Source organism: Microcoleus sp. B4-C1, assembly GCF_036705285.1.
Lineage (GTDB): Bacteria > Cyanobacteriota > Cyanobacteriia > Cyanobacteriales > Microcoleaceae > Microcoleus.
In genome coordinates this window covers 35381-48322 of record NZ_JAUBUC010000008.1, presented here as the reverse complement: position 1 = coordinate 48322, position 12942 = coordinate 35381, and the positions used below count along the sequence as shown (strand labels likewise).

Sequence of the window (12942 nt, the reverse complement as noted above, 5' to 3'; positions counted from 1 at the left end):
GTTGTCAGGTATTGTACGCTGTACTTCCTATTCTATCTCTGTTTTAAATACTTTTCTAATTCCGCAGTGCGCTGTTTCGTCATGCGATCCAAACATTCATTGAGGAAACCTCGATAACCCGTACCGCCACGATTTTTATAAACTTCAAATTCACAGGTTTTATCTCTTAACTGAATCCACCCTAATTGTGCTTCGGAAAGTAGCGCCCGCTCTTCGCCGCTCAATTGGGAAATCAGTTGTTTGTAAATCTCGTTAAGTCGTTGATCCGAGGCTTCGTAATTCAACCGAATACAAGCTCTGACTTGCACATCTCCTTGCGGGCGATCGCAATTAATCTGTTGAGCAATGGGAAAGCTCGGAGATTGTGCAGAAACTGATGTTGTACCAAAAATTGCCAAAAGTGCGTGAAGCGAAGCTATCCCGTAGGGAATCGACCAAAAGAGCGATCGACCTTTCCTCAACTCTATTTTCATTCCTCCTCAACCCATTTATCTGATAATTCCTCTTAACACGAGACAGAGTTGATTTGATTAATTTAAGTGTTTTTTTATATTTACTGAATTAAAACGCCTTTTTTTATCAGATTCCAAAAGTGTGCTTGAGTGCTGCATCCACTGCCACCATATCCGACAAAATACCAATTTTGCGATCGATTTCAACTTCTAGAAGCGTCACAAGATTGTCTGTCATAATTACCGAGTCAGCTAGCAATCCCGTTTGCTGCCCTTCCGGTGTTGCTAGGGAAACAAAAACCCGGCTTGGGTGTCCTGAACGGGCTAAGTTGCTAGTAATCATTGCCGTAATTGTTTGCCCTAAACCAGTCCCCAGATTATTAGCTTGAACTATCAAAGCTGGACGGCGTTTCGCAGTACGCAAATCCGAGCTGGGAAACAAAACCAAAACCACATCACCGCGACTATAAGGCATCGTAAGCATCCATCTCCGGTAGTTCCCAATCAGGAGCAAATCTACTCAACCGAACCCGTAAATCGGCGGCTTGTTCCTGGTTGATACCGCGAGATTGCAAGTTTACTAACCCTAATTTTGGCATAAAAGTAACAATAACTTGCGCTTCTTCTATGTCGGCAGGCATTTCCAATAACTCAATTTTGCCATTTCGGTATATCCCCTCTACTGACTGTAACATATTACTCCTATGATAATTATCTATTTACATTTTAGCTGCGATCGCCAAACCCATCAAGTCTCCGATCGGCTTGGTGGATATTAGCACTTCTCAAAGGCCGCGCCAACTAAAGACAAAGCCACAATCGGAGCTGTCACCGCTCTCAGAATTCTACTCCCCAAAGAAACAGCTTCAAAACCCAATTCGATCGCCCTTTCCACCTCACCCTCAGTCCATCCACCCTCCGGGCCAATAGCTATGACAATCGATAATTCTCCCCCAGGGGGCGGGCACGGGGGCACCGCCCCTACAAAATGGGGTTCTAATTCTTGCTCCCCCCTTACCAAGGGGGGCTGGGGGGGTTCTAAATTACCCAACAAACAATCCCACAAATGCCGATTCTCCCCGCGAGCCACACAGATATATCGATATTTTTGACCGCAATTTTTCACAGCAAAATCAAACGAAATAGGATCTAAAATCGTCGGCACAAGTTGACGTTCCGACTGTTCCGCCGCCTCCGCAGCAATTCTTCTCCACCGATCGACTTTCTGAGCACTTGGTTTGAGCAAAGTTCGATCGCTCGTTACCGGCACAATACTTGCCACACCCAACTCCGTCGCCTGCCTCACAACCTCGTCAAAACCGTTTCCCTTGGGCAATGCCGCCATCAAAGTTACTTCCACGGGTAGCTCCCTGTTCACAGCAATCTCCTCTGCTATCGAGGCAAATAACCCGGTTTCCCGTACTTCTAGGACTGCTAACCACCAATGCCCTCGCCCGTCCATCGCAATAAATCGATCGCCCGCTTGCAAACGTAGCACTCGATTTAAATAATGCTGCTGTTCTCTAGTTAGGTCGATTTGGCGATCGCAAATTTGAGCTGCTGTAACTGCTAATCTTTGTAGTTGAGGCATTGAATTGGGGATTGTTCGTTTTCTATTAGAGATTTTTTTTATTTAACCGCAGAGAACGCAGAGAACGCAGAGGAAGAGAGAATGAGAGGAGATAGGCAGGCGGGGTTTCAACTGTTCAAAAAACTATAAAGGCAAAGCATCTACAACCGGAATTATTTTACAAATTCAAGTTTTTTCTGCAAATGCTCTGCCTTTATATTGCTGTTGCCAGAAGTCTATTGAATACTATCGAAAATCGGCTTATCCTTCCTCCTTAATCTTCTTTAAATAAGTGGAAATCGCTTCTGTAGCTAGCTGCGTAATCGGCTTGCCCTGACGGGCTGCTTCTTCCTTGAGCTCGTTGTAGATTTCATCGCGGACGCTAATTCGACGGCGGACTTTGCCACCGCCAGCAGTGGCAGTCTCGTTTTCATCGCCGTTACTAGACGTAACTTCTAATTCATTTATCTCAGTTGTCATCGAGTCAGCAGATTGGTAGTTGGTTACAAATTGACGGATAGATTCTAACCCGACGCGATCGCAAAAATTGCCAAAACTCTCGCTCAGTTGCCGTTTTTGCTTGAAATAAACAAAAATCGGCTCCAGAAAAGCTTCAAAATCCTTGACGTGCAGCTTTTCCTCAATGGGTTTTGCCAGCCGCGTTTGGTCGGGAGAACCGCCCAGCCAAATCTGGTAGGATTCCGGCGAACTCCCGACAAACCCCAATTCTGCCATATAAGGGCGGGCGCATCCATTTGGGCAACCCGTCATCCGCACCACAAAATGCTCGTCTGCCAAGCCAACTTTGGTCAAAAGTGCGCGAATTCGCTCTAAAATGCTGGGAATCACGCGCTCAGACTCGGTAATCGCTAACCCGCAAGTCGGCATTGCTGGACAAGCCATCCCATAGCGCACCAATGGGTCGAGATCAGTTTCTCGCTGAATGCCGCATCGATCGAGTATTCCCTGAATTTCCTGTTTGATATCCGGCGAAACATCGTAAATCAGCACGTTTTGGTGCGGTGTCGCCAGTATCGGCAAGTTGTACTTCTGCACGATTTCCCGCAAAGCTGTTTTTAGCTGAAATGAACCTTCATCCTTGATCCGGCCATTATCCACAGAAATGCCGACAAACAGCTTGCCGTCTCCTTGTTCGTGCCAGCCCAAGAAATCCAAATACTTCCACTCTGGCAGCGGTTTAAAGGCTTCTAGTGGCTTGCCAAAATATTCGGCTACTTTTTCGCGGAACCACTGTACGCCTTTGTCGTTAATCAGGTACTTCAGCCGCGCGTGCCGTCTGTCTGTGCGATCGCCGTAATCTCTCTGGGTTGCTACAATTGCCTTGACCAAATCGTAAACATCGTCCTTGGCCACATAGCAAATCTCATCCGCAACCCGCGCAAAAGTCTCTTCTTTGTTGTGAGTACGGCCCAAACCGCCGCCAGCAAACACGTCAAAACCTTGCAACTCGCCAGCTTCATTGGTAATTACCACCAAGCTCAAATCCTGAGAGTACAAGTCAATTGAATTGTCTCCCGGCACGGTAACGGAACACTTGAACTTGCGCGGCATATAATGGCTGCCGTAAATCGGTTCTTCTTTGTCGTCGCTAAAGATTGTGCCGTTGCCGTTTTTCTGTCTCGCGGCCTTGACTGCGGGGTCTTCCTCGGCTGAAACAGCTTTTTCGCCGTCCAACCAAATTTCGTAATAAGCACCGGTTTGCGGTGTCAGCAAATCGGCGACATTGTTGGCGTATTGCAGCGCATACTGGTATTCTGGGCGATTTTTGTATGGTGCTGGCGGTGCCATGACGTTGCGGTTCAAGTCGCCGCAAGCTCCCAAGGTTGACCCCATATTTTTAATAATTGAGGAAAACACTACTTTAAGATTTTTTTTCAACACGCCGTGCAGTTGGAAACCTTGGCGCGTTGTGACGCGGAGCGTGTGGTTGCCGTATTCTTCAGATAGCTTGTCTAAGGCTAGGTATAATTGCGGCGGAGTGAACCCGCCGGGATTGCGGGTGCGGAGCATGAACTGATAGTCTTTTTCTTGTCCTTTAACTCGATTGTCGCGGTTGTCTTGCTGGTACGAGCCGTGAAATTTGAGAATCTGAATCCCCTCTTCGGTGAAGTGGGTAGTTTCTTGTAACAATTCAGTCGCAACGGGTTCTCGTAAATAGTTGCTGCGTTCTTTGAGACCTTCTGATTTAGAGGGTTTGCGCGCAACTGGGGTTGAAGTGGAAGATGTGATCATGGGAATGTATAGTGCCAGTTATAATTAGATACAGCCGATCGAATATTTCTTGACAATTTGACACTTGACAAATTTGCACTTGACAAATCTCCTCAGAAATGCTGTGTCGGATCTGTTGACAACTCGGTTAACAAGTAAGTTAACAAGTAAGTTAATAACGGTAATCCGCTAGGAATTCTGATGTTGTTCAATTGTAACACGATCGAGCCGGGGCTGAAAAATTGTAATTAAGAGTTTATACTTTCGATCGCTTAAGTGTACGAAACTTTAGAAATAATTAACCTCAACCTTTGAAACTATGTCACTGTATGACGAAGACACTTTTGTGGTGTTAGAAACAAACCAGCCAGAGCAGTTTTTGACTGCGGCGGAACTGTTAGAAAAGCTGAAAGCCGTCTTAACCGAGAAACACGAAGATTTGCCGCAGGACGTGAATAAAATATCGGGCGTGGAAGCTCAAGCCAAGTATTTAATTAATACTTATTGTGAATTAGATGTCGGGGCTGGAAAATTTTTGCAGTGGTATGCAGTGCGCTTGGAAAAGTAATTTTAGGGATGGGAATTGGTAATACAGTTAGCCGTTAGCAGTTAACATTCAACAATTCTCCAATCTAAAATCCCAAATCTAAAATCTAAAATCGGTTAATCTTCTAACTGTTGAACCGATGATACTTCTACTGCGGTAACATCGATCGTACCGGGCGGTGTCAAGCGACTAAAATGACCTTCCTCTATTTTCAGAGGTTCGCCACAGTTGGCACACTGAAGCTGAGTTTGATTTAAAGCTGTAAATTCGTATTGACAAACGGGACAATTGTCCGTAATTAAATTGCTTTTCAGCCACAACTGAAGCGCGAAAAATGCGACCACAGGCGTCAGCACCAAAAAAGCTACTAAAATCAACACTGATTTAACTATCCAACCCAAACCAATAGACACCAACAAATACGCGATGCCCAGCAGTATCAGCCAATTACTAATACGGGGTAGCTTGAAAGATATTTTGGGGGTGCCTTGGTTCACTGTGGTCTCCTTGGGTGTCTTTGCAGGTAGGCATAACTCTATCCTACTCAGAAATTCCGGCGGTCGATCGAGTTAATTTTCCCATTGTACACCCAGAAACCGCTCTCTACGGCATAAGTTTATCTGAATCAGAGGGTTGAAAAATTCCTTGTAAGGATTGACAAAGGGATTCAAAACTAAATTTGGCCAGGGTTTGTTCCCTCAACCAGTGGCGATCGCACCTTTTATCCTCTCCTCGCAGCATTTCCACACAAGCAACCGCTACTGCTGCTGAATCTCGGTGAGGAACTCGCCATCCCAGTTTATCATCTTGCAGCGGATCTGCCGACCCGTCCGCGTCCCCCGCGAGTACGGGTACTCCGCAAGCCAGCGCTTCCAAATAAACTATACCGAACCCTTCCTGGGAGGGCATTACATAAGCATCGGCCAACTGGTAATGTGCTGGTAAATTTTCTGTCGCTACAAAACCGGCAAATATTACTCTTTCGGTAACTCCCAAATCTTCAGCAAGTTTGACTAATCTAGGTCGATCGTCTCCTCTGCCAATAACTAAGTATTTCACATTCGGAAAAGTTTTTGCTATTTGTGGCAAAGCTTGAATGGTGACATCGACACCTTTGTAACTATCTGTCGATCGCAATCTGGCTACAGTCATCAATATTTTAGCACCAACCAAATTGTATTGCTCTAATAAATCCTGTGGCTTCGGCCCCGTGGTAAATATATTTTCATCTACAGTACAAGGCACTATTTGGAATTTTTCGGGATTTAAGTTGTTAATTTCGCAAGTACGCGCGGCGAAGCTATCCCGTAGGGAATCGCGCGTGTACCTGCTAATAGTCCAAATACTGTCAGCTTGTCTCATTGCTGTTTGATATTTGGGCGGAAGCGGTTCCCACACTTCCTTCCCATAAGTTAAAATTGTGTAGGGAATTCCCAATGGTTCGCACAGAATTTGAATTAGCGGTGCGAGTTTGATGTGACCGCAAAAAACCCGTTTCGGTCGTTGTTGCAGCAAGCGAGTTAGTAATATTGTAGCAAACTTAAAACGGCCCAACCAGGGACGCTGAGTTTTGAGGTAATAAAATTTCAGATTTTTTGACTCGTAAGGATTGTTGCAGTCTTCGGAATCTCGCAACAGCAAAACTTCAGCTTGCGGCGGCGACTTTTTCCCTGCGGTTATGGACACGTAAGCTTTGAAAATGTCTTGAACGTAGGATTGAATACCGCCTTCGCTGGCAAATATTTCTAGGAAACAGAATAGGTGATTTGTCGATCGCATCTCAGATTTAGGCATTGACAGCGCAGACAATTATTGCAGTATATAGCAATCCTAAATCATCTGTGAATTTCTTACTCCCTCCCCTTACTAAGGGGAGGGTTGGGGTGGGGTAAAAAATTTACGACTCCTGCAAGGATTGCTATAGTGATTTTGCCAATCCCGGCGATCGCCATTGTCCAGAGCTTTTAAACCATGTCAAGATGACTGTAGTTGCAGGTTTTACAGGCAAATATTTGACTTTCCTACTCTCACCGTTGGTTTTGAGCGGCGCTCTGCTTTCTAACTAGGGCTTTTTAACGGGCTGCATGGGTGAGCGCGAAGCTTTGCTTTCAGTTTACTATGAGATACCGTTATTAACTGTAAACTTAATGATTTTTTACAATATCCTACCTCAAGTAAAATTTAAGATTTATGGAGTTGGTGCGTCGCGTCCGACCAGACCGAGGATTAGCATATCGGTGCCAAGCGAGGCGATCGCATCTTTAGTTTTTGATAGAAGTATGGTCTATCCAAAGATAGATATCGAGCCAGTATTGAACTGTTATCATCAGCAACATAGAGAGTTAAATTCAATATGACTCTGCCAGGTTTTCAAAGCAATTTCTGAAAGATTTTGTCGAAAATAATCTCTTAAAACTTTCTCAGACATAAAAAATGCCTATAAAGCATTTAAAATAATCCAAATCGTTGATTTTTTTTGGCATCAAGGAGAGAGATGAATATTCATATCTTTTCCGTTTACCAAAGTAGTCTATCGAGCCGAGCGAAAAAGTTTTCCGAGCATAAAATAAACAAAATCTCGTCTAATCATGTACGAAGAAAAGCCGATAACCTAAAACATTAGGTATTCGAGCTTAAACCTGACCAAAGCTAATGTTAGGTTGGCAATGTCATATTTACGAGCGACTCTCTCAAAACGAGAATTCATTGGAGTTTGAGGTGAAACGAGTAACGATCGCACTCAGTCTTTTGGCGTTGCTGATTTACGGTATGAAAAGCTAAATAGAACCCTCATATAAACCAGTATCCACAAAGCTTTTGGATTTTAAAGAGATTTTTTTTCATACCCTGATTAAGCAACGCCCAGAAGCGCAACTATTAGCAAGCCATCATAGATCGTGAAAATGCGATCTGCGAACCACTTTGGCAAGCAGGAAATGTCGATGACTTGACCGTTAAAGTTTGCTATAGACGATCGCTATTTCACTCATCAGCAAATATTCTCAAATGATTTGATGTGTTTTAGAGGGCGATCGCCAATAATCTCTCCGAACTCAACAACGAAGTCTAGTATATTCGCTTGCCTAATCTGGAACTGAAATAGATAATCTTAATGGACTTATCGATTCGGCATAACGGTTCGTTTGAGCGGCTGCAAGTAACCTTGAACTCAGTACCAATATCTTTCAGCAGTCTGCTCCAAGCGAATTGTTATACTGCGGATTCGTTCAAGCTTTGCGACTCACTACCTTTTTAGATTATCCAACCGAGTTTTTTCTGCGTGTGCTTTGCCCGACAACACTTGGAGATTTTCCAATGTAGTTAAACCACCTTCTGACATTGGTATAATGTGGTCAATTTGAAAATCTCTTCGCATCTGGCTCTTAAACCCACTAGAGGCACAGACGATGAATCCTTTCCCGTCAGTATACTTGGCAAAGACAGCATCCTTAATATCCCGATACTCTGCTGGATCACGCTCTCGGATTTCCACAAGTGAAAGGCTTTCTAATGGAACTGTATCAGGAATTACAATGGGCGGGGTAACTGTTAAATCTGGGTAAACTCCAGATAGCTTGTTGATTTCAATGTCTACCTGTTTCTTAAAATCAAGGTAATTATATCCAAATAAAACCTGCCAAAAGGATTTACCGTCATTCCATAGCGATGTAAGATATTCAGCCTCCTGCTTCCGTGTTAAATCATTCTCGTAGATATGTCTTGCCACAATTGACAAATCACACTTTCTACGCTCACTAAAAGCGATGAACTCTGGCTCCATCTCCTTTTGAGCATAGAAGCGTAAAATATTTTTAACATCATCATCTCTGTATCCAAGCAGGAAAGGATAGTCTGGGAAGTAGAGGTTCTTCGTTAGTTGCAGTAAATATTCCAGCTCCTCGTCAGTCAAGACTTCTCTATTTTGGATATTTACACTCTTAAATACAGCATCTAGGTCATTAACAAAACTATCATAGGCTTCCTCAGTGCCGTTATATAAAAGTACATCATAGTTTCTAGACACTGGTTCAGCGTTTCTAGACACTGGTTCAGCAGACTCAGAAGATTCAAGAATAGAAAAGCGATAAATTCCAACAGGAACCCGCCTCAGAAAATCTAGTTTTTCTAAAGCAGTAGTGTCGATGGAATCATCCATTATACGGGCAAACTCTTCTATCTTTTCAATTGAGATGAGTCGAGCAATTCTCTTCATTGTCTCGATATCTCTATCAACAAACTCAGCGCCATCAATATCAGTCAATTTTTCAGGATTAACCCAGTTAATTTTATCTTCCCAATTATCGATGAAGCTTACAACATAGGCTTTTTCTGTACCTCCTGCTTTCTGTCCGCGCAAAGCCCTACCAATCATTTGGGTCATTAAAAGTGTAGAAGTAGTTGGGCGTGTCAGAAAAACTGTTTGAACATTAGGCAAATCAGTTCCTTCGGTCAACATTTCTACGTTTATGAGAACTTCGAGTTTTCCTGCCCTGAAGCGCTTGATTTTTTCTGAATTTTCTTTTACAGAAATTGTAGATCCCGTGCCTTCGTCTATGATTTTTGATGCCACGAAGTCAGAGTTAATTCCTCGTTTTTTAAATAATCCGTTTAATGCGATCGCGTGTTGGATGTCAACTGCGAAAACCAGAAGGGGCTTATACTTTTCTCGGTTCTCAACATAGTGATCGACAATCCGTTTATTGCGGATACTCGACATCGCAATTTTTTCGGCAACCTTCTTAGGTAATTTGTCGAAGTCCTCAATTGATCTAATATCTTTGTCTGTTAATTCTCGATAGAAATCTAGCTCTGTCTTTAAGTTCTCGAAAATTGGTTCTGCAAGAATTCCTCTTGTAATGAGCGTCCTCAAGTGTTCTGAAAAGATAATGTCATCGGGAAAAACTTTTTTAAGCAAACCTTGCTCACTTTTATCTGTTCTGAATGGAGTTGCTGTCAACCCTAACATTCTGAAACCATCTGCTTTTCCTCTATCTTTAAAGTTTTGCTTAATGCTGTCAATTAATTTTCGATAAGTCTTTGCTGTTGCATGATGGGCTTCATCCACTACTAAAAGTATCTCATTAGAATGATTAACCCAATTATTTATGAGGTAATTCAGCCCACTGTTTAAACTATCTTTGCTGGCAATGATAATATCATCAGTCGGTTGGATGTTAACAGGGCGATCGTGCTTGTCATGGCCAGAAATTACGCGATATTTGAATCTTTCAGTATCACTTAGTAAGGATGGGTAAGCACTAAATTTTAAGGTTTCAAACGCTTGATCAAGTAGCTCATGTCGATGAGCAATCCACAGAACTTTTTGTCGCTTATCGATAAAATTGCGTAGTAACCAATGAACGGCTGTTAACGTTTTTCCACCACCCGTAGGCAAAACCAACAAACCCTCAAAAGGAGACGTATTTTTCTGATCCAGTGCCTTAATTGCCTCATTTTGATGGGCGTAAAGTTCTCTAGGATTTTTGCCTTTATTAACTTGGATTTGACCTGAGTATTCAACTTGAATAGTTTGCATAGTAAGGGAAAACTGAAGATAACTTTAAATTTGTGGCTTGTCCGATTGCTGCTCTATCGATAACTCCAAAGTAGGTGAACTCTGGATAATGACAGATAAGCTTTCGACTGCACCTCCCCCGACAGAACAAGCAGTATAGCTATGTATTATCACGCAACTGAGGTTTAATTCCTATTTTAATGTAAAATTACCGCAGCTTTTATTACAAGGTCAATGCGATCGCCTCAACAATCATCTTTTCAAGTTTGCGCTTCTTTGCCAAGGTTGGCTCAAGGCTAAAAATCATACTTAACGGGAAAAGTAAGATTGGCGTAGCCTATTCTCGTACCTTTACACCAAGCGGTAAAGTCGATCTCACAGGCGGTACGGGTAGTTTTCTGGCTGCGCGACCGTTTGGGGACAATATTGCTACATCCAGCGATTCTGTAGGCGTACAAGGATTCTACCGCCTTGCTCCCCGCTTGCAAGTTCACGGTTGGGGCGTTTATACTCGCGCCAATGCAGAAAATTCCGGTGTTAGCAGCGTTTCTGATGGTAGAGGTGGCGTGGTTTTGCTAAATGTTGACGGGGACGATCGCGCCGATATTGTGTATGCAGCGATCGGGGTAAGTTTCCCAGATGTGGGAGGTGAAGGCAATCTACCGGGGATTTTAGTGGGTTTACCAGGTCGCGTGACGAGCAGTAATGTGCGCCGCGAGCGAGATACTTCCTATCACATTGAAGCTTTCTATCGCTTTCAGGTCAACGACAACATTTCCATCACCCCTGGTGTTTGGGCCGTTGTTAATCCTGAGAATGACAGCCGCAACGACACTCAATGGGTTTGGTTGCTTCGCACTGGCTTTAACTTTTAAGCGGAAAGATATTTTAGTAACCTAGTCCAGGACACAAAAACCCAGTTTCTTGACGTAATTGCCTCATTTGAGACGATAATCGCGAGAAACTGGGTTTTTTAGACTAATAGTGCATCCAGGGCTTCTATTCCATGCCACACAACAAAAAACCCCTACCATCGCTGGCTGGGGTAGAAAATTATCAGGGTGCATCTACTAATATTTGCAACTATAACATACATTTGTGGGGTGTCACCCTTCAGGGGTGACACCCAACGAGGATTTCAAGTCAGAATAAGTTATGATTTAATATGCCAATGATTAACAAAGCTTTTATATCATCTCGTTCTGTCCCAGCCGCTCTAAAATTTAAGATTTAGAATAAATCTGTGCTAGACCTAAAATTAATCCGAGACAACCCGCAAGCCGTGCAAGAAAGCCTCAACCTGCGCGGAGGTAACTATGAAATCGAGCCGATTTTGCAATTAGACAAACAGCAGCGGGAGTTGGAAGGCAAGCGATCGCAACTACAAGCCCGCAGCAACGAAATTGCCAAACTCATCGGCCAAAAAAGAAAATCGGGTTTACCCCTCGAATCTCCCGAAATTCAGGAACTGCAGGCAGAAGGCAACGCCGTCGGCACCGAGTCGAACGAACTGCAAGCACAGGAAAAAGAGCTAAAAGCTCAAATAGAAGCTTTATTGCTGCCGCTGCCAAACTTGCCTGGTTCCTCAACGCCGATCGGCAAAAATGAAGAAGAAAACGTCGAAATCCGGCGCTGGGGAGACGAATACATTCCCCAAAATTCCGGTATTTTACCGCACTGGGAAATCGGCGAAAAATTAGGAATTATCAACTTTGAACGGGCAGTAAAAATCGCTCAGCCCCGCTTTGTCAGCTTAATGGGAGCTGGTGCCGCCCTGGAAAGAGCGATTATTCAATTCATGCTCGATCGCCACACAAAAGCAGGTTATGTAGAAGTAATTCCCCCATTTTTAGTTAACACTGAATCCCTCACAGCTACGGGTCAATTACCCAAATTTGCTGAAGAAAGTTTCAAGTGCGACCAAGATGATTTGTGGTTAATTCCTACTTCCGAAGTTCCGGTTGTCAATTTGTACAGAGGTGAAATTTTGACAGCAGAACAGTTGCCAATTTATCACTGTTCTTACACTCCTTGTTTTCGCCGGGAAGCTGGCAGTTACGGCAAAGATACGCGGGGATTAATTCGATTGCACCAATTTAATAAAGTTGAATTGGTAAAACTTGTGCATCCGAGTACCTCCGAGGCAGAGCACGAAAAGTTAGTGCAGGATGCTGAGGGAGTTTTGCAGGCGCTGAAATTGCCTTATCGGGCGATCGCGCTGTGTACCGGCGACTTAGGTTTCGCCGCAGCCAAAACCTACGATTTAGAGGTGTGGCTGCCATCTGCTGGCAAATACCGCGAGATTTCCAGTTGTTCCAACGTCGCAGATTTTCAGGCGCGGCGGGCCAATATTCGCTTTAAAGAAGCGGGTAAAAAAGGCACTCAATTCGTTCACGCGCTGAACGGTTCCGGTTTAGCTGTGGGCCGGACAATGGCAGCAATTTTGGAGAATTACCAGCAGCCCGACGGAACTGTAAAAGTGCCGGAACCCTTACAACCGTATTTGGGACGAGAAGTTTTATAGACAAGATGATTCGGCGATTAACTGGTTGCCCAGGCTCTGCCTGGGAACCGATGTACAGAGGCTCTGCCTCGCTTGCTTGCGAAAATTGCAGGCAGAGCCTGT

The 12942-nt window shown here is 43.9% G+C and carries 12 protein-coding genes; 4 read left to right on the top strand and 8 right to left on the bottom strand.

Annotation, left to right across the window (positions count from 1 at the left end; genetic code table 11):
- Positions 1-32: 32 nt before the first annotated feature.
- The 5 genes from QUB26_RS05030 to sir all read right to left on the bottom strand — a co-directional run bounded on the left by QUB26_RS05030 (position 33) and on the right by sir (position 4275).
- A complete protein-coding gene (locus tag QUB26_RS05030; protein WP_333237355.1) occupies positions 33-473 on the bottom strand; it encodes a lysozyme inhibitor LprI family protein in 441 nt (146 codons plus the stop codon).
- 106 nt (positions 474-579) lie between these two features.
- Positions 580-927 carry a type II toxin-antitoxin system PemK/MazF family toxin gene (locus QUB26_RS05025; RefSeq protein WP_333231359.1) on the bottom strand — a complete coding sequence of 116 codons (348 nt, stop codon included), beginning with the start codon at positions 925-927 and terminating at the stop codon, positions 580-582.
- Positions 917-1147: a hypothetical protein gene (locus tag QUB26_RS05020; RefSeq protein ID WP_333248557.1), complete on the bottom strand. Its 231-nt coding sequence runs from the start codon at positions 1145-1147 to the stop codon at positions 917-919. The genes QUB26_RS05025 and QUB26_RS05020 overlap by 11 nt, the downstream gene beginning before the upstream one ends.
- Before the next feature lie 80 nt (positions 1148-1227).
- Positions 1228-2043, bottom strand: coding sequence for a 16S rRNA (uracil(1498)-N(3))-methyltransferase (locus QUB26_RS05015; protein WP_333317009.1), 816 nt, complete (start codon positions 2041-2043; stop codon positions 1228-1230).
- Between the two features lie 240 nt (positions 2044-2283).
- The gene (gene sir, locus QUB26_RS05010) at positions 2284-4275 is read right to left on the bottom strand and encodes a sulfite reductase, ferredoxin dependent (RefSeq protein ID WP_333317007.1); all 1992 of its coding nucleotides are present in this window, start codon (positions 4273-4275) and stop codon (positions 2284-2286) included.
- A 298-nt stretch (positions 4276-4573) separates the two neighbouring features.
- Here sir and QUB26_RS05005 point away from each other — a divergent pair, with 298 nt between their 5' ends.
- Positions 4574-4822, top strand: a complete 249-nt coding sequence (locus QUB26_RS05005; RefSeq protein WP_333317005.1) for a chlororespiratory reduction protein 7 — start codon at positions 4574-4576, stop codon at positions 4820-4822.
- A gap of 95 nt (positions 4823-4917) precedes the next feature.
- Here QUB26_RS05005 and QUB26_RS05000 read toward each other — a convergent pair whose 3' ends face one another.
- Together QUB26_RS05000 and QUB26_RS04995 are read right to left on the bottom strand one after the other, a co-directional pair.
- Entirely contained in the window at positions 4918-5298 is a 381-nt protein-coding gene (locus QUB26_RS05000; RefSeq protein WP_333248549.1) for a hypothetical protein, read from the bottom strand.
- 106 nt (positions 5299-5404) lie between these two features.
- Positions 5405-6595 (bottom strand): glycosyltransferase family 4 protein, encoded by a 1191-nt coding sequence (locus QUB26_RS04995; protein WP_333317003.1) that lies wholly within the window; start codon positions 6593-6595, stop codon positions 5405-5407.
- Between the two features lie 858 nt (positions 6596-7453).
- Here QUB26_RS04995 and QUB26_RS04990 point away from each other — a divergent pair.
- Complete coding sequence (locus QUB26_RS04990) at positions 7454-7582, top strand: hypothetical protein (RefSeq protein ID WP_333317001.1); 129 nt, start codon at positions 7454-7456, stop codon at positions 7580-7582.
- 463 nt (positions 7583-8045) lie between these two features.
- Here QUB26_RS04990 and QUB26_RS04985 read toward each other — a convergent pair whose 3' ends face one another.
- A complete protein-coding gene (locus QUB26_RS04985; RefSeq protein WP_333316999.1) occupies positions 8046-10337 on the bottom strand; it encodes a DEAD/DEAH box helicase family protein in 2292 nt (763 codons plus the stop codon).
- 245 nt (positions 10338-10582) lie between these two features.
- Between QUB26_RS04985 and QUB26_RS04980 the strand changes: the two genes are divergently transcribed.
- Together QUB26_RS04980 and serS are read left to right on the top strand one after the other, a co-directional pair.
- Positions 10583-11191 (top strand): iron uptake porin, encoded by a 609-nt coding sequence (locus QUB26_RS04980; protein ID WP_333316997.1) that lies wholly within the window; start codon positions 10583-10585, stop codon positions 11189-11191.
- A gap of 368 nt (positions 11192-11559) precedes the next feature.
- Positions 11560-12840: a serine--tRNA ligase gene (gene serS / locus QUB26_RS04975; protein ID WP_333237381.1), complete on the top strand. Its 1281-nt coding sequence runs from the start codon at positions 11560-11562 to the stop codon at positions 12838-12840.
- Positions 12841-12942: the final 102 nt, after the last annotated feature.